The sequence below is a fragment of the Tepidimonas sp. genome (assembly GCF_036824975.1).
Classification (GTDB): domain Bacteria; phylum Pseudomonadota; class Gammaproteobacteria; order Burkholderiales; family Burkholderiaceae_C; genus Tepidimonas.
Genome location: NZ_DAISZC010000021.1, coordinates 1 through 21,754 on the forward strand (window position 1 = coordinate 1; position 21,754 = coordinate 21,754).

Consider the following 21,754-nt stretch of genomic DNA (forward strand, 5'->3'; position numbering starts at 1 on the left):
CGCTTGCCGCAGGCGCTGGCCGGCGTGGTGGACTGGGTGGCGGCGCGCGCCTGAGCGGTGCCGGGTCGGGTGCCCGCCGGGGTATCCGGCGCATGCCCCTGTGGAGGCTTGACGAAGCGGCGCGTGCCTGCTCTGTGTTCAGGTGCCGATCAGCGTCCATGCGCCCAGCACGGCCAGCAGGGCGGCAGCACCCAGGTGGATGGCGCGCACGGGCAGTCGATGCGCCATCCGCTCACCCAGCCAGACGGCGGGGGCGTTGGTCAGCATCATGCCCAGTGTGGTGCCCAGCATCACGGCCAGCCAGGTCTGATACTGCGCGGCCAGCGCCACGGTGGCCACCTGCGTCTTGTCGCCTATTTCGGCCAGAAAGAACAGTGCGGTGGTGGTGCCGAATACGCCCCAGCGGCTGCGCGTGGGGGCGACCTCGTCGTCGTCCACCCGGTCGGGGATCAGCATCCACACCGCCATGGCCAGAAAGCCAATGCCCAAGATCCAGCGCAGCACGTTGGCGGTGATCCAGGCCGCCAGCAGCATGCCCAGCCCGGCGGCCGCAGCGTGGCTGAGCAGGGTAGCGACCAAAATGCCCGCCACGATGAGCCCGGGCTGGCGAAAGCGCGCGGTCAGCAGCAACGCAAGCAATTGGGTCTTGTCGCCGATTTCGGCCAACGCCACCAATCCGGTGGAGATGAGAAACGCTTCCATGGTGTGTCCCGCAGGCTGGCTTCCATTCCATGGCCGCGTCCCTCCCAGCCCGTTACCAAGAGACAGCGGCCATGGGTCTTGCCAGACGTGCGAGTTGCCACGACCATGCCGCGGTGCGGCAAGCGTGTTGACCGTGGCCCCGCCGAAGCGGCGGGCGGCTACTCCCCCAAAGGCAACGCGAGTGTAGCGTGTTTTGGGTGTGTCACCGCCATCGTTTGTCGGCGCACTGCCCGAATGCGGTTATCTGCCTGCCTCGTGCGGGCACTGCGGGTCCGTGCCATCATCGCGGTGGCGCTGGCCAGCAGGGGTATGGGCATGGTCGGTGCTGGCCCTGCTTTGCGCACAGCACTGCCATGCGTCGAGCGTGCGTGTGCTTTGGAAGCTGCGCCGCTGGCCGGTGATGGGGTCGTCGAAGGCGATAGCCTGCGCCAACAGCTGCAGCGGCTGCGCGTAGTCTTCGGGATCGTCGGGCCCGCGGCGCACTTGCGGGTAGAACGGGTCGCCAACGATGGGCACGCCCAGCGCGGCCATGTGCACGCGCAGCTGGTGCCGCTTGCCGGTGACCGGGCGCAACCGGTAGCGTGCGTAGCGTCCGTTGGGTTCCAGGCGTTGCAGGGGTTCGATCCAGGTTTCGCTGTTGGGCGGCAGGCCCTCGGCGGGGTCGGCCTCACGCATGCGAAAGAAGGCCGCCTCGTCTTCGCGTAGGTGGCTGACACGCCGCTGCGGCCAGGTGAGGTCGTCACGCCAGGGGGCAATCGCTACGTAGATTTTTTCGACGCGCCGCTCGCGAAAGAGGCGTTGGTAGGCGTTGCGCTCGCTGGCGCGCACGCTCAGCAGCACCAAGCCCGCGGTTTCGCGGTCGATGCGGTGCAGCGGGCTGAGTTCCGGCAGGTCCAGCTCGCGCTTGAGGCGCACCAGCAAGGTTTCGCGCACGTAACGTCCACCGGGGGTGACGGGCAGAAAGTGCGGCTTGTCGGCCACCAGCAGATGTTCGTCCCGAAACAGCACCGTGGCGTGAAAGGGGATGGGGGTTTCGTCGGCCAGGGTGCGCCAGTAGTAGACGCGCTGGCCGTGCAGGTAGGGGGTGTGTTCGGCAAGCGGCCGGCCCTGCTCATCCAACACGTGGCCGTTGCGCATCCGCGCCCGCCATTCGCTGCGCGGGATGCGCGGCAGGCGCTCGGCCAGGTAGTCCAGCAGCGTGGACCACGGACAGTGGCGCAGCCGCGGCAGCGCCAGGCAGCTGGGCGAGACGCCGTCGCGCATGGGTATGCCGGTACTTTGGGGTGGGCGAGCCATGGGGCAGTGGGTGGGCGCGGGAGCGTGTCGGGCGGTGTGGAGGGGTGCGATCGTCAGCGCGCTGGCGGGCTGCCCGCGAGTCGAGGCAAAGGCGTTACACGGGTGTGCGCCCAGGCACCCGAGCCAGTACGCGCAAGTCGGTCCCCACGGGGTGAACCGATTTCCACTCCAGTGGCCAGCCGTCTTCTAACCGCGTCAGTGGCCCCAGTTCGGCGATGCCAACACCGGTGCCCAACAGACGCGGCGCCAGGTACAGCAGCAGTTCGTCCACCAGGCCCGCGCGCCACCATGAGGCATTGAGCTTGGCCCCCGCCTCGATGTGCAGCTCGTTGATCTCGCGCGCGGCCAAGTCGGCCAGCACAGCGGGCAGATCGACCTTCGGGGGACCGCTAGGGGTCTTGGGCGGGCCGGGCCGGTCTACCAGGGTCACGCCCAAGGCGCGCAGTGCCTCGGCCTTGGCGCGTTGCGCGTCGCTGACGGCGTCGCCCAAGGCGGTGTAGAGCAGCACGGCGCCCGGCGGCTGCAGGATGCGCGCGCCCAGGTCGATGTCCAGCGCCGAGTCCAGCACCACCCGCAGCGGCTGGCGCGCCGTGGGCACGAGCCGCACGTCCAGCCGCGGATTGTCGCTGCGCACGGTGCCCGCGCCGGTGAGCACGGCCCCAGCGCGGCGGCGCCAGGCGTGGCCGTCGGTGCGCGCGGCCTCGCCCGTAATCCACTGGCTGGCGCCGTTGGGCAGCGCGGTGATGCCGTCCAGTGATGCGGCCACTTTCATGCGCACCCAGGGGCGGCCATGGCGCATGCGTTGCCAAAAGCCGATGTTGCGCTCGCGCGTGGCCACCGCGGCTGGATGATCAGGGGGTAGTATCTGCACGTCGATGCCCGCAGCACGCAAGCGCTCCACCCCCCGACCAGCCACGCGCGGGTTGGGGTCGATGGCGGCGATGACGACGCGCGCCACCCCGGCGGCGATCAGTGCATCGCAGCACGGCGGCGTGCGGCCGTGGTGGCTGCACGGCTCCAGCGTCACCCACACGGTGGCACCGCGCGTGTCGGCGCCAGCGGCGTGCGCGGCGCGCAGCGCCATGATCTCGGCGTGCGCGTCGCCCGCCGCCTGGGTGTGGCCTTCGAAGACGCGCCCGTCGCAGGTCTGCAGCCGACAGGCCACCCGTGGGTTGGGGTCGGACAACCCTTCGGCGCGCTGCGCTAGCGCGTCCAGTTGCGCCCACAGCGCGGCGGCTTCGTCGCCAGCCTCAAACACGGGCGGCTTCCTCGCGGCGCCGAAACACCAGATCCCACACCCCATGGCCCAGGCGCAGGCCGCGCTGCTCGAACTTGGTGGGCGGCCGGTAGTCGGGGCGTGGTGCGTACCCGCCCAGCGCGGGGTCGGTGCTGGCGTTGGCGAGTAGCGGCTCGGCCGACAGCACCGCCAGCATCTGCTCGGCGTAGGGCTGCCAGTCGGTGGCCAGGTGTACGTAACCGCCGGGCTTGAGGCGGCTGGCCAGCAGCGCCACGAACGGCGGCTGGATCAACCGGCGCTTGTGGTGGCGCTTTTTGTGCCACGGATCGGGAAAGAAGATGTGCACCCCATCCAGTCCGGTTTCCGGCTGCTGCGGGGTCCACGCGGGCAGCATGTGCTGCAGGACCTCCACCGCGTCGTGCTGAATGATGCGGATGTTGGTCAGGCCCTGCTCGCCGATGCGCTTGAGCAGTGCGCCCACGCCCGGTTCGTGCACCTCGCAGCACAGAAAGTCATCGTTGGGGCGCAGCTGCGCAATGTGTGCGGTGGCTTCACCCATGCCAAAGCCGATTTCCAGCACCAGTGGCGCGCGCCGCCCGAAGGCCGCCACCGCGTCCAGCGGGGCGGGTCCATAAGGCAGCACGAAGCGCGGCCCCAACGTTTGCAGGGCGCGGGCTTGGCCACTGGTGGTGCGGCCGGCGCGGCGCACGAAGCTGCGCACGGTCTTGGGATGGGGCACACTGGTTGGCGCGCCAAACCCTGCGATGGCGGTGTTGCAGGGCGCAGACACAGCGCGGACCACGGCAGAGGCGGTGTCTGGCCGTGCTGTGGCAATGGAGGTGTCTGCAGCAATGGCGGAAAGCGAGGGATCGGTGTGCGTCACGACCCCGATTGTAGAGAGCGGGCGGCCTCTGGTGCTGCCGCTGCGTGGACGGTGGACGGTCGACCCCAGCGTGCCGCCCAAGCGTCAGTCCACGCGCGCAGGCTGGTGTGGAGCGTGGCGTGGGCAGGTGGCAGGCCCAGTACCGCTGCGGCTGCCGACAGCGCGGTCAATGGGTCGTGAAGGTCCAGCGGCTGCGCGCCATTTTGCTTGGAGAGCTTTTCGCCGTTGGGGCCCAGCACCAGTGGCGTGTGCAGGTAGCACGGCGTGGGCAAGCCCAGCGCGCGCTGCAGCACGATCTGGCGCGCGGTGTTGTCGGCCAGGTCTTGGCCGCGCACCACGTGGGTGATGCCCTGGGCAGCGTCGTCCACCACCACCGCCAGTTGGTACGCCCACAGGCCGTCGGCGCGGCGCAGCACGAAGTCGCCCACCTCCGCTGCCACATCCTGCGCCTGCGCGCCCAGCCGCCGGTCATGCCACGGCAGCGGCACCGGCAGGCCCAGCGCGGCGACGACGCGGCCGACGTGCAGCCGCCACGCGCGCGGCGGCCGCCCACGCAGTCCCCCGTGTTCGGGACGGCAGGTGCCGGGGTAGGGCCGTGCGTGGTGGCGTGTGCGCGGCACACCGCGCGCATGCCATGCCGCCTCGATATCCTGCCGGGTGCAGGCGCAGGGATAGGCCCAGCCCGCATCGACGAGGCGCCGCAGCGCCTGCGCGTAGGCGGCGTCGCGGGTGGACTGGCGCCAGACGGGCTCGTCCGGGTCCAGGCCGCAGGTGGCCAGTTGCGTCAGGATGGCCCGGTCGGCGCCGGGCACGCAGCGCATGCGGTCCACGTCCTCGATGCGCACCAGCCACGCGCCGCAGTGGGCGCGCGCATCCAGCCAGCTGGCCAGCGCCGCCACCAGCGAGCCGGCGTGCAGCTGCCCGGTGGGGGAGGGTGCAAACCGGCCGCGGTAGGTCGTGGTGGGGAGCCGGTCCCCCATGTTGGGGGTGGGATCGGTACGCGGGGCAATCACGGGTGGCACGGCGCTCGGTGTGGGCAAAGGCGTTCGTTCAGGGTAGACGTCCGGTTTCAATCACCGTCAGCGCCAGCTCCAGTCCCGACAGAAACGCGTCTTCGACGCGGTGACCAAGGCACCAGTCACCACACAGGCCCAGGCCGCTGGGGGCATCCCACAGGCAGGGCTGCCCCAGCGCTTGCTGGGTTTGCGCGTAGCGCCAGCGGTGTGCCACCGCGTGCTCGGGGGTGGCGGCGATGCCCGTGAGCTCGGCAAAGGCGCGCAGCAGCTTGGCGGTGATGCGTTGCGGGTCGTCCTCCAGGTGTTCGGCCGACCAGATCGGGCTGGCCTGTACGATCCAGCGCGCCACCGGGCCGCGTTGCGGCTTGCTGGTCTCGCGCGCCACCCAGGCGATGCGGTGGTGGTCGCTGCGGGCGGCATCCCACGGCGGTCCCCAGTCGGCATCCTGCGGTGCCTGCGGCCAGGCCAGCATCAGCGCCCAGCAGGGGGCCACGCGCACCTCGTCCTGCAGCCGCTCCTGCCAAGCGGCGGCCAGACCGCTGGCGCGCAGCAGCGCCAGCGCCTGCGGGTGGGGCAGCGCCAGCAGCACGGCGTCGAAGCCACCGTGCACGGTCGGTGTGTCATGGTCGCCGTGCACGCGCAACTGCCAGCGGCGCGGGCAGACCGCGTCGGGCTGCAGCGCCACCACCTCGGTCGACCACCAGCAGCGGTGCCCGCCGGCGTCGTCCAGACCCTGCGCCCAGTGCTTGACGAGCGCATTCATGCCCGGGGTGGCGATCCAGCGTGTTTCGGCAGGCGGCGTTTCCACCACGTGTTGTCCGTCGGCGTCGAGCACGCGCACCCAGCGTGCCTGCCACGGCTGCACCGGCGCGGCGGTGGCGCGCAGCGCCTGCGCGAAGCGCTCGCCGCGCACGGTAAAAAACTGCGCGCCATGGTCGAAGCCCCCAAACGCCGTGCGGCGCGTGGCCATGCGCCCGCCGGCACCGCGGCTTTTGTCGAACACGCTCACCTGCCAGCCGGCTCGCGCCAGCGTGCGCGCCGCGGTGATGCCAGCCATGCCGGCGCCGATGACGGCCACCCGGCCCGGGGGCGCTGCCGCGCCGGCGTGGGCCGGCTGGCCGAAGCGACGGGGGCGTGCGGGACTGCGAGGCGGGCGGGGAAGGCGGGGCATGGGCGGGGCTCGTGGCAGGGGATGACGACCAACACGCGGCCCCCAAATCTAGCAGACGGCAGTCGGTGCCCGTGCGGAATGGCGGCGGCGTGGCCCGGCGGGCGTCAGCCGTGGGCCGTGGGAGGTGGCGCGCCGTGGGCCGCTGGCAGCGGGCGGGGGCAGTGCATCAATAGCGCCTGCCGTGTGCGCGGCTGTGCCAGCTGCTGCAAAAACCACTCCAGCGCGCGCCCGCTGCCCGTCCCGCGCTCGGCGCGCCAGGCGTAGCCGGTGCGGGCGGTGCGCGCGGGCAACGTGGTGGCGCAGACCACCAGCTGGCCAGCGTCCAGATAGGGCTGCACGAGCGGGCGCGGCAGCCAGCCGCAACCCAGACCCCGCAGCTGCGCCTGCAGTTTCATCGCCATCGTTGGCACGGTCAGCACGTCCTGTCCGGGCAGCAGGCCCAGGGTCAGTCCGCCTTCGGGGGCGCTATCGGCCACCGCCACGATGCGCTGCGCCCAGATGTCTTCGGGCGTCAGGGGTTGCGGCTGCGCGGCCAGCGGGTGGTGCGGGGCAACGACGAAGTCGAACGCGACCTCGCCCAGCGTGTTCAGCTGCACGTTCGACGGCACCGGTGCGTCGAGCGTGACGCCCAGTGCCAGATCGGCATGCCCGCGCAGCAGCGCCTGCAGCGTGCCGGAGAGGGTTTCACTGCGCAGGCGCAGCCGAGTCGGCGCCTTGAGCGCGTAAAACGCCTCGCACAGCTCCAGCAAGGCGCGAGGGTCGATGACGGCGTCCGCAGCGATGGTCAGCTCCGCCTCCCACCCGGTGGCGATGCGCCGCACCCGTTGCGCCAGTGCATCCCATTCGCGCAGCAGGTGGGCGCTGCCGCTGAGCAGAGCCTCACCCGCTGGCGTCAGGCGCGCACGGCGTGAGCGGCGGTCAAACAGCAGCACATCCAGCGCCTCTTCGATCTGGCGCACGCGGTAGGTCAGCGCGCTGGGCACCACGCCCAGTGCGCGCGCGGCTGCCGCGAAGCTGCCGTGCTGGGCCACCGCGGCCAGCCAGGCCAGCGGCTGGGGTCCGAGTGCGGCGCGCACCGCTTCGCCGGTCGAGGCGGTCGACCCAAAGGGAGCACCGTCTTCGGACCCCTGCGCAGCGCGCCGGACGCGCCATCGGGGCGCTTGGCGGACCCGTGGGTCAGCACGCGCCCGGCGTGCGGTGGGTGGCGACGAGACGGGTGCGGAGGATACTCCATGCACCTCATTTTGACCGAATCACCGCGTCTGTGTTCAAAGAAATTGAACACGAGCGTCAAAAGCCTGTCGCCACCGCTTCACTCCGGAGCGCTACAGTGCGGTCAACGTACAGCACACCAGGAGGTAGCGATGATCGTGCGACGTGCCAGCGCCGAACGCGGCTGGGCCGACCATGGGTGGTTGCAGACGCGGCATTCGTTTTCGTTTGCGGACTATTTCGACCCGCGCTATCTGGGCTGGGGCAACCTGCGCGTCATCAACGAGGACGTGATCGCGCCCGGAACGGGCTTTGGCATGCACGGCCACCGCGACATGGAGATCGTGACGTACGTACTCAGCGGCGAGTTGTGGCACCGCGACAGCCTGGGCAACGTCGCCCCGATCCACGCCGGTGAGGTGCAGCGCATGAGCGCGGGCCGAGGCGTGCGCCACAGCGAGTTCAGCGGGCCACGGGGCCCGACCCACCTGCTGCAGATTTGGATCGAGCCCAGCGTGCGTGGTATCGAACCCAGCTACGAGCAGACCGCGTTTGATGCCGCCGCCAAGCGTGGCCGCCTGTTGCCGATAGCGGTACCGGCTGAGCAGGCAGCGGCGGTTGCGACGGGGGGTCTGCGTCCGGTGCGCCTGCACGCCGATGCCGCGCTGTACGCAGGGAGCTTTGACGGTGCCGAAGCGGCGACGCACACCCTAGCGGCGGGCCGGCTGGCGTATGTGCATGTGGTGCGCGGACGCATCGTCCTCAACGGGCAACGGTTTGATGCCGGGGATGCGGCCATGGTGCAGGACGAGCCCGCGTTGCACCTGTCCGACGGTCACAACGCCGAGGTGCTGCTGTTCGATTTGGCCCCCGCAGCGCAATAGCTCAAGTGGGCCTTGCTGCGGTCCAGCCCTTTGCAGGCCGTCTTTCCTTTCCGTTCGCGCCGAATGGTGATTCTTCCCTCTCAACCAAGGAGTCTGTCATGCCCAACATCGTCGTCGTTTATCACTCGGGTTATGGTCACACCCAGCGCATGGCGCAGGCGGTGGCCGAGGGCGCCAGTGCCCAACTCATCGCCATCGACGCCGACGGCAACCTGCCCGACGGCGGTTGGGAGGCGCTGGATGCGGCCGATGCCATCATCCTGGGCAGCCCTACGTATATGGGTACGGTGAGCTGGCAGTTCAAAAAATTTGCCGATGCGTCCAGCAAGGCGTGGTTCGCGCAGAAATGGAAAGACAAGCTGTTTGCGGGCTTCACCAACAGCGCTACCATGAACGGCGACAAGCTCTCCACACTGCACTATTTGTTCACGCTGGCGATGCAGCACGGCGGCATCTGGGTGGGCACGGCGCTGATGCCGAGCAACACCAAGGCCGCGCAGCGCAACGACGTCAACTTTGTGGGTTCCTTTGCCGGCGCGATGGCCACCACCCCGGCCGACGCCAGTGCACACGAGATGCTGCCGGGCGACCTGGAGACCGCGCGCCAGTTTGGCCAACGCGTGGCGCAAGTGGCGGCGCGCTGGGTGCGCTAAGCGGCCCCGCTTGCCGCAGCGGCCAGAACGCGCTGTCCGAACCCGCCCGGGCTGTCCGTAACCCTGGATCGGGCTCCGCACATCGGGTCCGTCGCGGAGTCCGGGGGTGGTAAAGACCTAGTCCGGGCCTGGATCGGGCTGCACACACGGGGCCCGTAGCGGGGGTGTTCGCCTACGCCGTCAGGACGGCGCCGACGTGTCGGCGAGCGTCGACAGCACAAGGCATCTTCCTACAATCGGGCGCATGTTCGTCCACCTGCGTCTGCACACCGAGTTTTCCATCGTCGATGGCACCACGCGCATCGACGGGGCCGTTGACCGCGCCGCCAGCGACGGCCAGCCGGCGCTGGCCATCACCGACCTGAACAACCTGTTCGGCGGCATCAAGTTTTATAAGGCGGCGCGCGCCGCGGGTGTCAAGCCGCTGCTGGGGGCGGAGGTACAGCTGGCCGGTCTGGAAGGCCCCGGCGTGCCGATGCCGGGTGCGGCCGCGCCGCAGGGTTCTGCCCCGCGCGTGCTGGTGCTGGTGCAAAACCACCACGGCTACCTGAACCTGTGCGAGCTGCTGGCGCGCGCGTGGACGCGCGGTGTGGTGCGCGACCAGGCCTACGTGCAGTGGGCGTGGCTGCAGGAGCTCGCCGATGGGCTGATCCTGCTGTCAGGCGCCGCCGCCGGCCCGCTGGGGCAGGCGCTGCTGGTTGGCGATGAAGCGCGTGCCGCCGACGTGGCGCTGCGGCTGGCGCAAGCGTTTCCGCACCGCTTCTACATGGAAGTGCAGCGCGCGGGCCACCCTGAGGACGAACCGCACGTGCAGGCGGCGTCGGCCCTGGCGGCCCGTCTGGGGCTGCCGGTGGTGGCCACGCACCCCATTCAGTTTTTGCGTCCGGACGACTTCGAGGCGCACGAGGCGCGCGTGTGCATCGCCGAGGGCGACATCTTGGCCAACCCCAAGCGCGTGCGGCGCTTCACGCGCGAGCAGTACTTCAAGTCGGCAGCCGAGATGGCGGCGTTATTTGCCGATCTGCCCAGTGCGCTGGCCAACGCGGTGGAGATTGCGCGCCGCTGCAACCTGACGCTGACGCTGGGCAAGCCGCGCCTGCCGGACTTTCCGATCCCGCTGGTGGACGGGCAGCAGCTCGACACCGAGGCCTATTTCCGCCATGTTTCGCGCCAGGGACTGGAGGAGCGGTTGGCCCAGCTGTACCCGGATGCCGCCGAGCGTGACGCGCAGCGGCCACGCTACCTGCAGCGGCTGGAGTTCGAGCTCGACACCATCGTCCAGATGGGGTTTGCGGGCTACTTCCTGATCGTGTCGGACTTCATTCAGTGGGCCAAGAACAACGGCTGCCCGGTGGGGCCGGGGAGGGGATCGGGGGCGGGGTCGCTGGTGGCCTACGCGCTCAAAATCACCGACCTGGACCCGCTGCGCTACAACCTGCTGTTTGAACGCTTCCTCAACCCCGAGCGGGTGTCGATGCCGGACTTCGACATCGACTTCTGCCAAGAGAACCGTGACCGTGTCATCGACTACGTCAAGGGCAAGTACGGCAAGGACGCGGTCAGCCAGATTGCCACCTTCGGCACCATGGCCGCGCGCGCGGCCATCCGCGACGTCGGGCGCGTGCTGGACTTTCCCTATGGCTTTTGCGACGGCATTTCCAAGTTGGTGCCCAACAAGCCCGGCCTGAGCGTCACCCTGCAGTACCCGCCCAACCCCAAGAAAGAGGGCGACAAGAACCACTACGCCATCGAGATGGAGCCACAGCTGGCCGAGCGCATCGCGCGCGAGGAGGAGGTGCGCCAGCTCATCGAGCTGGCGCAAAAGCTCGAAGGCATCACGCGCAACGTGGGCATGCACGCCGGCGGCGTGCTCATCGCGCCGGGCAAGCTCACCGACTTCTGCCCGCTGTACCAGCAGCCCGGCAGCGACGCCACCGTCAGCCAGTACGACAAGGACGATGTCGAGGCCGTGGGCTTGGTCAAGTTCGACTTTCTGGGGCTGGCGACGCTAACCATCCTGGAACTGGCCAAAGAGTTCATCGTCACCCGCCACCCGGACCAGCGCGGCTTTGCTTTCGAGCACGTCCCTCTGGACGACGCCGCGACCTATCGGCTGTTTCAGGAAGGGCGCACGGAAGCGGTGTTCCAGTTCGAATCGCGTGGCATGCAAGCCATGCTGCGTGACGCCCAACCCACCCGGCTAGAGGACCTGATCGCGCTCAACGCGCTGTATCGCCCGGGGCCGATGGACCTGATTCCGAGCTTCGTGGCGCGCAAGCACGGGCGCGAGCCGGTGGAATATCCGCACCCGCTGCTGGAGCCGGTGCTGGCCGAGACCTACGGCATCATGGTCTACCAGGAGCAGGTGATGCAGGTGGCGCAGGTGCTGGGTGGCTACAGCCTGGGCGGCGCTGACCTGTTGCGCCGCGCCATGGGCAAGAAAAAGCCCGAGGAAATGGCCAAGCACCGCGCCATCTTCCGCGAGGGCGCGGCTAAAAACGGCATCGACCAGGCCAAGGCCGACGAAGTGTTCGACTTGATGGAGAAGTTCGCCGGCTACGGCTTCAACAAGTCGCACGCGGCGGCCTACTCGGTGCTGGCGTACTACACCGCTTGGCTTAAGGTGCACTACCCGGCGGAGTTTTTCTGCGCCAACATGACGGTGGAAATCGACAACACCGACAAGCTCAAGGTGTTGGTCGAGGACGCGCAGGCCATGGGGCTGCGCTTCGAGGGGCCGGACATCAACCGCGGTGTTTACCGTTTCGAACCGGTGGGTGAACGCGACATCCGCTACGGCTTGGGCGCGGTCAAGGGCACGGGTCAGCAGGCGATCGAGGCCATCGTCGCCGCGCGCCAAGGGCGCGGCGGTGGCCCGCACGGTGACCGCAGCGGGCCGTTTGCCAGCCTGTTCGACTTTTGCGCCCGTATCGACCGCATGCGCGTCAACAAGCGCACGGTGGAGGCGCTGATCAAGGCCGGCGCGTTCGATGGCATTGAGCGTAACCGCGCCGCGCTGCTGGCGTCGTTGGACCGCGCGTTCGAGTGGGCAGCGACGCTGGAGGCCCACGCCCAGCAAAGCGGTCTGTTCGACGATCTGGGCCCAGGCAGTGGTTCGGGCAGCGAGCCACCGCCGCTGGTTGACGCCTTGCCGTGGACGGTCAAGGAACGCTTGGGCTACGAAAAAACAGCGCTGGGCTTTTATTTCTCCGGGCACCTGTTCGACGAGGTGGAGGCTGAGGTGCGGCGCTTTGCCAAAGTGCGTCTGGCCGACGTCGTGGACAGCCGCGAGCCGTTCGTGGTGGCTGGCATCGTCGGCGAGCTGCGCTTCATCCAAGGCCAGCGCGGGCGGGTGGCAATCTTCTCGCTCGACGACAAAAGCGCCGTGCTGGAGGCCGTGGCCGACGAGGCGGTGTTTGGCGCCCAGCGCGGGCTGCTGCGCGACGACGAGCTGGTGGTGGCACAGGTGCTGGCGCAACCCGACCGCTTCTCGGGCGGCCTGCGGCTAAAAGTGCAGCAGCTGTGGGAGCTGGCGGCGGCGCGCTGCCGCTTCGGCAAGTTCCTGCGCATCGTCGTCAACGGGCAGGCGCCCGACATCGCGGCGCTGGTGCAGGCCAGCCCACCGCGGCGCGAGGTGTCCGAGGAGGGCGAGTGGGTGCGCGCGCTGCCGGTGCGGGTGCAGGTGTGGCGCGAGACGGCGCGCTGCGAGCTGCAGTTGGACGAGCGCGCCAGCTTCTATCCCACCGACGCAGCCCTGGCGCGCTGGATGGCGCAGGCGCACCAGCGGCGTGCCGAAGTGGTCTATGAATGAAGGGCAGCGGTGCGCCATGGCTTGACGGGCGCTGATTGCCGGCCCGGGCGCCATCCCGCTGCGAAGGTGTGCAGCGGGGCCGATACGGCACAGGCTCACTCGTTGGGGCGGAAGCCCAAAATCAACGTCGGCGGCACGCGGCCGTTTTCGTCGCGCGGCAGGCGGGCGGTGCGCTCGATGGCGCGCAGCACGGCGTCGTCCCAGGCGCGGTGGCCGCTGGAAGTCAGCAGGCGGCTGCTCAGGATGGTGCCGTCGGGTGCCGCGCGCACTTCCACCTCGGCGCGCGGATTGCCTGGCACCGCATCGGTGAAGACGATATTGGGGCGGATGTGCGCCACCAAGCGTCCGGCGTAGCTGGCCGACGGGGCGGCGTCACGTTCGGCGCTGCCGCGCGCGGCGGGCCCGCCGCTGGCGTTGGCCTGTCCCAGCATGCGCTCCAGGTTGCGCTGGCGCTCGGCTTCCAGCTGCGCCTGCTGCTGGCGTTCGCGCTCGGCCTGCTGGCGCGCAGCCTGCTCACGCGCGGCCCGTTCCTGCGCCGCTTTCTGCTGCACGACCTTGTCCCGCGCCGCCTGTTCACGCGCCAGGCGCTCGCGTTCGGCCCGTTCGCGTTCGGCCCGTTCGCGCGCCGCGCGCTCCTCGGCCAGCCGCTGCGCCTGTAGGCGCTGCTGCTCGTCGCGCTGGCGCTGCAGCGCGATATCGACCGGGCGTGGTGCCGGCTCCGCGGGGGCGGGCGGGGCCACTGGCGGAGGCGCCGGTGCAGTGGGTGCGGGGGGCATGGGTGGGGAGGTGCTGGCTCGCGGGGCGGCAACTTGCGGCAGCGCCGCCCACAGCTCGGCGCTGGCCACCACGGGTGTGTCGTGCTGCCAGGCAATGCCCCACGACAGCGCCAGCGCCAGCAAGGCATGCGCCAGCAGCGCCAGCGCCCACGGTCGCCAGCCGCCTTGTGGCGGTGGGGGTGTCAGATCGACATCCGGTGCGGTTGCCTGCATCGTGCCTCTGCTGACAAGCCAAACCCGTGGTCAGGCCGCCTCAACGCCCGGCTCCCACGGTCTGCACCGACAGACCGACCCGCTCCACGCCGGCGCGCTGCAGCGTGTCCATCACCCGCACCACCTCCTCGTAGGCGACGCGCCGGTCGCCGCTGATGATCACCGGCACACCCGCCGCCGCCTCGTCATCGCCCTGCAGCGCCCGTACCCGTGCCACCAGCGTCTGCAGGGTGGCGGTGTCGGCCTCGGCGCTGGCGCGCGCGCCATCGCGCACGCGCAGCGTCCCGTCGCGCTCCACCAACACGTGCACGAAGCGCTCGGGCTGGCGCTGCGCCGCACCCACCCTCGGCAGCTCCACCTGGCTGGGTACGATTAGCGGCGCCGTCACCATGAAGATGATCAGCAGCACCAGCATCACGTCGATGAACGGCACCATGTTGATGTCGGTGATGGCGCGCCGTCCACGGCCACGGGGACTGAGGGCGGGCATTGGCTCAACCCCCCATCACCGGCGCAGCGCTGGCTGCGCTGCCGGCATTGCGGTGCAGGATGTTGGAGAACTCCTCGATGAAGGTCTCCAGCCGGTTGGCCAGCCGGTCGATGTCGTGCGCGAAGCGGTTGTAGGCCACCACGGCGGGGATGGCGGCGAACAGCCCGATGGCGGTGGCCACCAGCGCCTCGGCGATGGCGGGCGCCACCGTGGCCAGCGTCACCTGCGCCATCGACCCCAGCCCAGTGAAGGCATGCATGATGCCCCAGACGGTGCCGAATAGCCCCACGTAAGGCGACACCGAACCGACCGAGCCCAAAAACGACAGGTTGACCTCCAGCGCATCGAGCTCACGCTGATAGGCGGCGCGCATGGCCCGGCGCGCCCCGTCCAGCAGCGTATCGGGCTGGGCGATGCGGCGTTCGCGCAGCTTGTGGAATTCGCGCATGCCGCTGGCGAAGATGCGCTCCATCGGGCTACCCTCGCGCGCGTTGTTGACCGCCGCCAGATACAGGTCGTGCAGGCTGCCACCCGACCAGAAGTCACGCTCGAAGGCGTCGGTTTGACGGCGCACCCGTTTGAGCGCGAAGATCTTGCGAAAGATGGCGGCCCAGCTGGCAATCGACACGCCCAGCAGCAGCAGCACCACGGCCTGCACCACCCACGAGGCGTCGCGCAGCAGAGTCCAAATGGAAAAATCGTGTGTCATGTCCCGTTTTCCCCGAGCGCGGGCAGCACCAGCGGCCGCAGGGCCTCGGCCAGCGCAGCGGGCAGACGCGCCGGCCGCAGTGACGCGGCGTCCACCCAGCCGATGCGCACCTGGCCGTCGCACAGCAGCACGCCGTCGTCGCGCTGGGCCCGCTGCACCAGCGTGACGGTGGCGCGGCCGACGTCGCTGGCGGCGGTGACGACGTGCAGCTGATCGTCCAGCCGGGCCGGGTGCCGGTAGCTCACTTGCGCCTGCGTTACCACGAACATGCCGCCCAGGCGTTCGCGCAGCACCTGCTGCTGCAGCCCCAGCTGGCGCAGCCACTCGGTGCGCGCACGCTCGAAAAACTTCAGATAGTTAGCGTAATACACGATACCGCCCGCGTCGGTATCCTCCCAGTAGACCCGCACCGTCCAGCGGTGTTCCCGCGCCACCGCGGGGGTGGCGCTGGGCACTTCAGGCACGGCGGGCGGGGTCACGAGTCACCTCCTCGCCCCGCGCCAGCGGCGCCAGCCGGTTGAGCACGCCGTTGACGAACTTGTGTCCATCGGTGCCGCCGAAGCGCTTGGCCAGCTCGACGCATTCGTTGATGACGACGCGCCAGGGCACGTCCGGGCAGTGCCGGAATTCGTACGCCCCGATCCACAGCACCGCGTGCTCGATGGGCGACAGCTCGGCCAGCGGACGATCCAGCAGGGGGGCCAGTTCGGCATCCAGCGCCGCGGCCTCGGCGATGCAGCCGTGCAGCAGGGCGTCATAGTGGGCGCTGTCGGCCTTGTGAAAGCCGGTCAGGTCGCGTGTGAAGGCGTCGATGGCCGCCGCCTCGTTGCGCCCGACCAGATGCTGGTACAGCGCCTGCAGCGCGAACTCGCGCGCCCGTGTGCGCGCAGATTTTTCGGCAGACTTGGTCATGGGCGATATTGTCCCAGACCGGCGGCGGCCACGGCCAGCGCTGCCGCGACCGCCTGCGTTCAGTCTGCCGACCAGCGCCGCAGCAGCGCCGCCATTTCCACCGCCACGCGCGCGGCGTCCCGCGCCTTCTCATCCTGGCGTGCCACCGCCTGCGACAGGTTTTCGGTGGTGAGAATGGCGTTGGCAATCGGGATGCGCTGCTGCAGCGCCACGCGCGTGATGCCGGCGGCAGACTCGTTGCATACCAGCTCGAAGTGGTAGGTTTCGCCGCGGATGACGCAACCCAGCGCCACCAGCGCGTCGAAGCGGCCGCTCTCAGCGAGGGCCTGCAGCGCCAGCGGCACCTCCAGCGCGCCGGGTACCTGCTCCAGCACCACGTCGCCGTCGGCTACGCCCAGCGCGCGCAGCTCGTCGCGGCAGGCCTGTACCAAGGCGTCGGTGATGCCCTGGTTGAAGCGCGATTGCACCAGGCCAATGCGCAGGCCGCGTCCGTCCAGCGCTGCCGGGCCTTGGCCCTTGTGGGCTCCCATCATGAGGGGGTTCCTTCCAGAGTCGGGGGGAGAAAACCGACCACCTCCAGCCCGAAGCCCGTCATGCTGGGCATGCGGCGCGGGTGGCCGAGCAATTGCATCCGGTGCACGCCGCAGTCGCGCACAATCTGCGCGCCCACGCCATAGGTGCGCAGATCCATACGACCGCGTTCAGGAGCCTGGGCCGCGCGTGCCGTGCCGTTGAACTGTTCCAGCAACTGTTCGGCGCTTTCACCCGCGTTGAGCAGCACCGCCACGCCGCGCCCGGCCTGCTGCAGGTGGCGCAGCGCCGCCTCCAGGCTCCAGGAGTGCATGCGGCGGCCCACCTCCAGCGCATCCAGCACCGACAGCGGCTCGTGCACGCGCACCGGCACCACCTCGTTGGCACTCCACTGGCCGGCCACCAGCGCCAGATGCACGCCCCCGCTGGTCTTGTCGCGGTAGGCGTGTGCCAGAAAGTCCCCAAACGCGGTGGCCAGCGTGCGACTGCCGACGCGCTGCACCAGGCTTTCGGTGCGGGAGCGGTGCTCGATCAGGTCGGCGATGGTGCCAATCTTCAGGCCATGGCGCGCCGCAAAGCGCTGCAGGTCAGGCAAGCGCGCCATCGTGCCATCATCGTTCATGATCTCGCAGATCACGGCTGCGGGCGTGCAGCCGGCCATGGCGGCCAGATCGCAGCCGGCCTCGGTGTGGCCGGCGCGCATCAGCACCCCGCCGTCCACCGCCTGCAGCGGAAACACGTGCCCGGGCTGCACCAGATCTTCGGGGTGGGCGTTGGGGGCCACCGCCACGCGGATGGTGTGTGCGCGGTCGGCTGCCGAGATGCCGGTAGTCACCCCCTCGGCGGCCTCGATGGAGACGGTAAACGCCGTACCCATTTTGGTACCGTTGCGCGGCACCATTGGTGGCAGCCGCAGCTGCTCGCAGCGCTGGCGCGTCAGCGTCAGGCAGATCAGACCGCGGCCATACTTGGCCATGAAGTTGATCGCCTCGGGCGTGACGTGGTCCGCCGCCAGTACCAGGTCACCCTCGTTTTCGCGGTCCTCCTCATCGACGAGGATGACCATGCGGCCGGCGCGCAGCTCGGCCACGATGTCGTCCACCGGGGAGATGGCGGCCGTGGGTGCCGCGGCGGCGGAGGTGGTTGTTTCGGTGTGCATGCGCATCACTCTCGTGGGACGGAAGGGAGGGGGCCAGCGACAGCGGGCGCCAACCCGGTGCAGGCGCCGCACAGCGGCCAACGCCCCCGGCAGGCAACGGGCACCCAGGATGCCCGCCGTGGCCGTGCCGTCAGATGACCCCCGCGCCGGTTGCGGCCGGTGTGGCACCCAGGTGACATGGGGTAGGCGGGCGGGCCGGTGGTGGCGTTCAGCCGGGGGACGCCGCGCCCTCGCTCCGCGGGGACACGCCCAACGCCAATAGGCGCTCCACGTAACGCGCAATCATATCCACCTCTAGGTTCACCGGCGCGCCCGGCACCAGTGTCCCCAGCGTGGTATGGGCCACCGTGTGCGGAATTAGGTTCACGGCGAATTCGCAGCCGTCGGCGTGGTCGGCCACGGTGTTGACGGTGAGGCTGACGCCGTTGACCGTGATCGACCCTTTGACCACCAGGTAGCGGGCCAGCGCAGGCGGCACCCGCACCGCCAGCAACCACGACTCGCCTACCGGGTCCAGGCGCGTGACCGTGCCGACCCCGTCCACGTGCCCGCTGACCAGATGGCCACCCAGTCGGTCCAGCGGGCGCAGGGCCTTTTCCAGATTGACCGGCCCGGGCCGGTCGAGCCCGCAGGTGCGCGCCAGCGATTCGGCCGACACCTCCACGGTGAACACACCCTGCGCGGTGTCCAGGGCGGTGACGGTCATACAGGCGCCGTTGATGGCGATGCTGTCGCCGAGCGTGACGTCTTGCAGATAATCAGTCCCGACGCCTACATGCAGCCGCAGACCGTGGTTGGCGCCGGTCCCCAGCGGCTGCAGCTGCCTGATGTGCCCGATGCGGGTGATGATGCCGGTGAACATGCCTGCATTGTGGCACTTTCGCAACGCCCGGGCGCAGGCGGCGGCATACTGTCGATCTATGGGCAAGGTGCCACGGTTTCCCGATTTCCGCTCCGGCGCGGTCCTGTGGCGCGCGTTGGGGGTGTGCGGCCTCGGTTTGGCCGGGCTGGCCGGGGTGGTAGGTGCCTTCTCGGGCACCGTGTCGGCGTCCGCGCTGGCCCTGGGGCTGTTGTGGCCAGCCCTGGTGGCGGCAACGCCGTGGCTGCGCCGGCGGTCCTACCACCACGCGCTGGCCTGGACGGCACTGCTGGCCAGTTTACTGGTGGCGGTCGTCGACGCCGCCCTGCGCGCGCGCGGCCGCTCGGATATCCACGTCGTCCCCGTGCTGGCGGCGGTGGGGGGGGTGTTGGTCGTTGTGTTCGGCTACCTCGACTGGCGCCACCACCGCCTGTCGCCGGCGCTGACCGAGGCGCGGCTGTTGGCGCTGCAGTCGCGCATGCGGCCGCACTTTCTGTTCAACAGCCTCAACAGCGTGCTGGCGCTGATACGCCGGGACCCCGCACGCGCCGAAGCGATGCTGGAGGACTTGGCCGAGCTGTACCGTGCGCTGCTGGCCGAGCCGCGCGCAGCGGTGCCGCTGGCCGAGGAACTGGCGCTGGCGCGCGCCTATTTGGCGGTGGAGCGGGTGCGGCTGGGCGAGCGGCTGCAGGTGGCGTGGCAGGTGGACACCGCGCCCCAGGATGCGCTGCTGCCGCCACTGACCCTGCAGCCGCTGGTGGAAAACGCGGTGCGGCACGGCATCGAGCCGCGCTCGCAGGGAGGCTGCATCACGGTGGAGGCGTTTCGCGACGACGAGCATCTGGTGCTGTTCGTGCGCAACCCGCTGCCGCCGCCGAACGCGCGCACCAGCGGGCACGGGTTGGCACTGGCCAACCTGCGCGAGCGGCTGGCACTGCTGTACGACACGCAGGCGCGGCTGCGCACCTACGAGTCGGAGGGGGAGTTCGTCGCCCAGGTGCGCCTGCCGCTGCGGGCACCAGCCCTCAGCGCCGTACCTCGTCGATGACGCGGCGGAAGGCGTCCACGTCCTCGAAACTGCGGTAGACGCTGGCAAAGCGCACGTAGGCCACCTGGTCGAGCTGGCGCAGCTCCTCCATTACCCACTCACCGATGCGCTGCGCGCTGACCTCGCGTGCCGGTTCAACCAGCAGCTTCTCTTCAATGCGTGCCACCGCGGCGTCGAGCCGTTCGGTGCTGACCGGGCGCTTGCGCAGGGCCAGCGCGAAGCTGGCCCGTAGCTTGGCCGGGTCGTAATCGACACGCCGACCATCCTTCTTGACCACCTGCGGAAAGGTGACTTCTGGCCGCTCATAGGTGGTGAAACGTTTGTCGCAAGCGGCGCAGCGACGGCGCCGCCGTACGAACAACCCGTCGTCGGACTCGCGGGTCTCCACCACCTGGGTGTCGGCGTGTCCGCAAAACGGGCATTTCATCGCGTCACCCGTAAACGGGGAAGCGCTGGGTCAGCTCGGCCACTTGGGCGCGCACCCGCTCGATGGTGGCCGGGTTGCGCGCATCGTCCAGCACGTCGGCAATCAGGTGCGCGGTCTGGCGTGCTTCCGCTTCGCCGAAGCCACGGGTGGTCATGGCCGGCGTGCCCAGCCGAATGCCGCTGGTCACCATCGGCTTTTCCGGGTCGTTGGGGATGGCGTTTTTGTTGACCGTGATGTGCGCCTGCCCCAGCACCGCCTCGGCTTCCTTGCCGGTGATGCCCTTGGCGCGCAGGTCCACCAGCATCACGTGGCTTTCGGTGCGGCCACTGACGATGCGCAGGCCGCGCTGCTGCAGCGTCTCGGCCATGGCCTGCGCGTTGCGCACTACCTGCTGTTGGTAGGTTTTGAACTCGGGGCTGAGTGCTTCCTTGAAGGCCACCGCCTTGGCGGCGATGACGTGCATCAGCGGCCCGCCCTGCAGGCCGGGGAAGACGGCGCTGTTGATGGCCCTTTCGTGTTCAGCCTTCATCAGGATGATGCCACCGCGCGGCCCGCGCAGACTCTTGTGCGTGGTGGAGGTGACCACGTCGGCGTGCGGCACCGGGTTGGGGTAGACGCCGGCGGCGATCAAACCTGCGTAATGGGCCATATCCACCATGAAGATAGCGCCCACTTCCTTGGCCACGCGGGCGAAGCGCTCGAAGTCGATGCGCAGGCTGTAGGCGCTGGCACCGGCGATGATCAGCCTGGGCCTGTGCTGCCGGGCCTTGGCCTCCATCGCGTCGTAGTCGATTTCCTCGCGCTCGTTCAGGCCGTAGGAGATGACGTTGAACCACTTGCCCGATAGGTTCAGCGCCATGCCGTGCGTCAGGTGTCCGCCTTCGGCCAGGCTCATGCCCATGATGGTGTCGCCGGGCTTGAGGAACGCCAGGAACACCGCCTCATTGGCGCTGGCACCGCAGTGCGGCTGCACGTTGGCGGCTTCGGCGCCAAAGAGCTGCTTGACGCGGTCGATGGCCAGCTGCTCGGCCACGTCCACATGCTCGCAGCCGCCGTAATAGCGGCGCCCGGGGTAGCCCTCGGCGTATTTGTTGGTGAGCTGCGTGCCCTGCGCGGCCATTACCGCGGGCGAGGCGTAATTCTCACTGGCGATCAGCTCGATGTGCTGTTCCTGGCGGCGGTTTTCGGCCTGGATGGCCGCCCACAGCTCAGGGTCGGTCTGTTCAATGAGGCGGTTGCGGTCGAACATGGCAGTCCTGACGTGGTCGTTGATCCCGTGGCCGAGAGCGGTGTCATCACGGGCTGCCCAGGCGAACGGCGCAGCGCCGGACCTCGAGCAGTCCGGTCGGCGCGCTTCCCCGTGGTGCCCCACGTCGACGGGGGCGCCTGTGCGATCTGCAGACACGGCGGCCACCCAGCCTATCGCCAGTCGCGCGCGCGATGGATTCTATCAAGACGGGCGCGACGGGCCGGCGCTGGCGTGCGGGGCCGCGGCGTCGGCTTCCAGCCCGGCGGGCGTCAAAGTGTCGTCGTCGTCGGGCGCGGGCAGCGGGGGCAGGGGTACTGCGGCCTGGAAGCCGACGTGCTGACCGCTGGCTACGCGCTTGAGCCGTTCGTGTTCCGACAGCACCTTCACCAGGTAGTCCCGGCCGTCAGTTTTGACCGCCCCCACGTACAGGCGCAGTCCGCCGGGCACCGACCCGGCGCGCCGGATCGCGTCGCGCAGGATTTCGGCGCCGACCCGCAGGTTGCTGACGGGGTCGAA

General features: G+C 69.7%; 20 protein-coding genes, 2 pseudogenes and 1 riboswitch. Of the genes and pseudogenes, 4 read left to right on the forward strand and 18 right to left on the reverse strand.

Annotated features, from left to right (window positions below; all coding sequences use genetic code 11):
• Positions 1 to 138 precede the first annotated feature (138 nt).
• The 7 genes from V7Z54_RS04040 to V7Z54_RS04070 all read right to left on the reverse strand — a co-directional run bounded on the left by V7Z54_RS04040 (position 139) and on the right by V7Z54_RS04070 (position 7,381).
• Entirely contained in the window at positions 139 to 702 is a 564-nt protein-coding gene (locus tag V7Z54_RS04040; protein WP_334134539.1) for a TMEM165/GDT1 family protein, read from the reverse strand.
• Between the two features lie 5 nt (positions 703 to 707).
• Positions 708 to 875: riboswitch (yybP-ykoY riboswitch) on the reverse strand.
• A gap of 67 nt (positions 876 to 942) precedes the next feature.
• Positions 943 to 1,965, reverse strand: a complete 1,023-nt coding sequence (locus V7Z54_RS04045; RefSeq protein WP_334134540.1) for a pseudouridine synthase — start codon at positions 1,963 to 1,965, stop codon at positions 943 to 945.
• Between the two features lie 127 nt (positions 1,966 to 2,092).
• Positions 2,093 to 3,256, reverse strand: a complete 1,164-nt coding sequence (gene ribD / locus V7Z54_RS04050; RefSeq protein WP_334134541.1) for a bifunctional diaminohydroxyphosphoribosylaminopyrimidine deaminase/5-amino-6-(5-phosphoribosylamino)uracil reductase RibD — start codon at positions 3,254 to 3,256, stop codon at positions 2,093 to 2,095.
• Positions 3,249 to 4,037 (reverse strand): tRNA (guanosine(46)-N7)-methyltransferase TrmB, encoded by a 789-nt coding sequence (gene trmB, locus V7Z54_RS04055; protein WP_443082425.1) that lies wholly within the window; start codon positions 4,035 to 4,037, stop codon positions 3,249 to 3,251. Before trmB ends, ribD begins: the two co-directional genes overlap by 8 nt.
• A 77-nt stretch (positions 4,038 to 4,114) precedes the next feature.
• Positions 4,115 to 5,098, reverse strand: coding sequence for a tRNA glutamyl-Q(34) synthetase GluQRS (gluQRS, locus tag V7Z54_RS04060; RefSeq protein WP_334134575.1), 984 nt, complete (start codon positions 5,096 to 5,098; stop codon positions 4,115 to 4,117).
• Positions 5,099 to 5,168: 70 nt separating this feature from the next.
• A complete protein-coding gene (locus V7Z54_RS04065) occupies positions 5,169 to 6,191 on the reverse strand; it encodes an NAD(P)/FAD-dependent oxidoreductase (protein ID WP_443082424.1) in 1,023 nt (340 codons plus the stop codon).
• 218 nt (positions 6,192 to 6,409) lie between these two features.
• Positions 6,410 to 7,381 carry a LysR family transcriptional regulator gene (locus V7Z54_RS04070; protein ID WP_334134543.1) on the reverse strand — a complete coding sequence of 324 codons (972 nt, stop codon included), beginning with the start codon at positions 7,379 to 7,381 and terminating at the stop codon, positions 6,410 to 6,412.
• A 288-nt stretch (positions 7,382 to 7,669) separates the two neighbouring features.
• Between V7Z54_RS04070 and V7Z54_RS04075 the strand changes: the two genes are divergently transcribed.
• The 3 genes from V7Z54_RS04075 to dnaE all read left to right on the forward strand — a co-directional run bounded on the left by V7Z54_RS04075 (position 7,670) and on the right by dnaE (position 12,865).
• Positions 7,670 to 8,401, forward strand: a complete 732-nt coding sequence (locus V7Z54_RS04075; protein WP_334134545.1) for a pirin family protein — start codon at positions 7,670 to 7,672, stop codon at positions 8,399 to 8,401.
• Between the two features lie 98 nt (positions 8,402 to 8,499).
• Positions 8,500 to 9,054, forward strand: coding sequence for a flavodoxin family protein (locus V7Z54_RS04080; RefSeq protein ID WP_334134546.1), 555 nt, complete (start codon positions 8,500 to 8,502; stop codon positions 9,052 to 9,054).
• A 244-nt stretch (positions 9,055 to 9,298) separates the two neighbouring features.
• The gene (gene dnaE, locus V7Z54_RS04085) at positions 9,299 to 12,865 is read left to right on the forward strand and encodes a DNA polymerase III subunit alpha (RefSeq protein WP_334134547.1); all 3,567 of its coding nucleotides are present in this window, start codon (positions 9,299 to 9,301) and stop codon (positions 12,863 to 12,865) included.
• A 95-nt stretch (positions 12,866 to 12,960) separates the two neighbouring features.
• On the opposite strand, the gene tolA is transcribed toward dnaE, so the two are convergent.
• The 8 genes and pseudogenes from tolA to V7Z54_RS04125 form a co-directional block, all read right to left on the reverse strand.
• Positions 12,961 to 13,854, reverse strand: coding sequence for a cell envelope integrity protein TolA (gene tolA / locus V7Z54_RS04090; protein WP_334134548.1), 894 nt, complete (start codon positions 13,852 to 13,854; stop codon positions 12,961 to 12,963).
• A gap of 40 nt (positions 13,855 to 13,894) precedes the next feature.
• Positions 13,895 to 14,344 (reverse strand): biopolymer transporter ExbD, encoded by a 450-nt coding sequence (locus V7Z54_RS04095; RefSeq protein ID WP_334134549.1) that lies wholly within the window; start codon positions 14,342 to 14,344, stop codon positions 13,895 to 13,897.
• Between the two features lie 4 nt (positions 14,345 to 14,348).
• Entirely contained in the window at positions 14,349 to 15,053 is a 705-nt protein-coding gene (gene tolQ, locus V7Z54_RS04100; protein WP_334134550.1) for a protein TolQ, read from the reverse strand.
• Positions 15,050 to 15,487, reverse strand: a complete 438-nt coding sequence (ybgC, locus tag V7Z54_RS04105) for a tol-pal system-associated acyl-CoA thioesterase (protein WP_334134577.1) — start codon at positions 15,485 to 15,487, stop codon at positions 15,050 to 15,052. The genes tolQ and ybgC overlap by 4 nt, the downstream gene beginning before the upstream one ends.
• Before the next feature lie 22 nt (positions 15,488 to 15,509).
• Positions 15,510 to 15,953, reverse strand: a pseudogene (gene nusB / locus V7Z54_RS04110) (transcription antitermination factor NusB); the annotation flags it as partial.
• A gap of 71 nt (positions 15,954 to 16,024) precedes the next feature.
• Positions 16,025 to 16,498, reverse strand: a complete 474-nt coding sequence (ribH, locus tag V7Z54_RS04115) for a 6,7-dimethyl-8-ribityllumazine synthase (protein WP_334134552.1) — start codon at positions 16,496 to 16,498, stop codon at positions 16,025 to 16,027.
• A complete protein-coding gene (gene ribBA / locus V7Z54_RS04120) occupies positions 16,495 to 17,655 on the reverse strand; it encodes a bifunctional 3,4-dihydroxy-2-butanone-4-phosphate synthase/GTP cyclohydrolase II (RefSeq protein WP_334134554.1) in 1,161 nt (386 codons plus the stop codon). Before ribBA ends, ribH begins: the two co-directional genes overlap by 4 nt.
• Before the next feature lie 208 nt (positions 17,656 to 17,863).
• The gene (locus V7Z54_RS04125) at positions 17,864 to 18,517 is read right to left on the reverse strand and encodes a riboflavin synthase (RefSeq protein ID WP_334134556.1); all 654 of its coding nucleotides are present in this window, start codon (positions 18,515 to 18,517) and stop codon (positions 17,864 to 17,866) included.
• Here V7Z54_RS04125 and V7Z54_RS04130 point away from each other — a divergent pair.
• Entirely contained in the window at positions 18,516 to 19,562 is a 1,047-nt protein-coding gene (locus V7Z54_RS04130; protein WP_334134557.1) for a sensor histidine kinase, read from the forward strand. The genes V7Z54_RS04125 and V7Z54_RS04130 overlap by 2 nt on opposite strands.
• Here the strand turns inward: V7Z54_RS04130 and nrdR are convergent.
• From nrdR to V7Z54_RS04145, 3 genes and pseudogenes are all read right to left on the reverse strand, one after another.
• Entirely contained in the window at positions 19,540 to 19,989 is a 450-nt protein-coding gene (gene nrdR / locus V7Z54_RS04135) for a transcriptional regulator NrdR (RefSeq protein ID WP_334134559.1), read from the reverse strand. The two genes, V7Z54_RS04130 and nrdR, sit on opposite strands and share 23 nt — an antisense overlap.
• A 4-nt stretch (positions 19,990 to 19,993) precedes the next feature.
• On the reverse strand, positions 19,994 to 21,238 hold the full coding sequence (glyA, locus tag V7Z54_RS04140; RefSeq protein ID WP_334134560.1) for a serine hydroxymethyltransferase: 1,245 nt from the start codon (positions 21,236 to 21,238) through the stop codon (positions 19,994 to 19,996).
• Positions 21,239 to 21,439: 201 nt separating this feature from the next.
• Positions 21,440 to 21,754: pseudogene (locus V7Z54_RS04145) on the reverse strand (lytic transglycosylase domain-containing protein); the annotation flags it as partial.

What these genes read in the sequence shown, in the direction of transcription:
- V7Z54_RS04040 (WP_334134539.1), bottom strand. Translation starts at nt 702, where the DNA reads ATGGAAGCGTTTCTCATCTCCACCGGATTGGTGGCGTTGGCCGAAATC.
- V7Z54_RS04045 (WP_334134540.1), bottom strand. Translation starts at nt 1,965, where the DNA reads ATGCGCGACGGCGTCTCGCCCAGCTGCCTGGCGCTGCCGCGGCTGCGC.
- gluQRS (WP_334134575.1), bottom strand. Translation starts at nt 5,098, where the DNA reads ATGGGGGACCGGCTCCCCACCACGACCTACCGCGGCCGGTTTGCACCC.
- V7Z54_RS04065 (WP_443082424.1), bottom strand. Translation starts at nt 6,191, where the DNA reads ATGGCTGGCATCACCGCGGCGCGCACGCTGGCGCGAGCCGGCTGGCAG.
- V7Z54_RS04075 (WP_334134545.1), top strand. Translation starts at nt 7,670, where the DNA reads ATGATCGTGCGACGTGCCAGCGCCGAACGCGGCTGGGCCGACCATGGG.
- V7Z54_RS04080 (WP_334134546.1), top strand. Translation starts at nt 8,500, where the DNA reads ATGCCCAACATCGTCGTCGTTTATCACTCGGGTTATGGTCACACCCAG.
- dnaE (WP_334134547.1), top strand. Translation starts at nt 9,299, where the DNA reads ATGTTCGTCCACCTGCGTCTGCACACCGAGTTTTCCATCGTCGATGGC.
- tolA (WP_334134548.1), bottom strand. Translation starts at nt 13,854, where the DNA reads ATGCAGGCAACCGCACCGGATGTCGATCTGACACCCCCACCGCCACAA.
- V7Z54_RS04095 (WP_334134549.1), bottom strand. Translation starts at nt 14,344, where the DNA reads ATGCCCGCCCTCAGTCCCCGTGGCCGTGGACGGCGCGCCATCACCGAC.
- tolQ (WP_334134550.1), bottom strand. Translation starts at nt 15,053, where the DNA reads ATGACACACGATTTTTCCATTTGGACTCTGCTGCGCGACGCCTCGTGG.
- ribH (WP_334134552.1), bottom strand. Translation starts at nt 16,498, where the DNA reads ATGATGGGAGCCCACAAGGGCCAAGGCCCGGCAGCGCTGGACGGACGC.
- ribBA (WP_334134554.1), bottom strand. Translation starts at nt 17,655, where the DNA reads ATGCACACCGAAACAACCACCTCCGCCGCCGCGGCACCCACGGCCGCC.
- V7Z54_RS04130 (WP_334134557.1), top strand. Translation starts at nt 18,516, where the DNA reads ATGCCTGCATTGTGGCACTTTCGCAACGCCCGGGCGCAGGCGGCGGCA.
- V7Z54_RS04125 (WP_334134556.1), bottom strand. Translation starts at nt 18,517, where the DNA reads ATGTTCACCGGCATCATCACCCGCATCGGGCACATCAGGCAGCTGCAG.
- nrdR (WP_334134559.1), bottom strand. Translation starts at nt 19,989, where the DNA reads ATGAAATGCCCGTTTTGCGGACACGCCGACACCCAGGTGGTGGAGACC.
- glyA (WP_334134560.1), bottom strand. Translation starts at nt 21,238, where the DNA reads ATGTTCGACCGCAACCGCCTCATTGAACAGACCGACCCTGAGCTGTGG.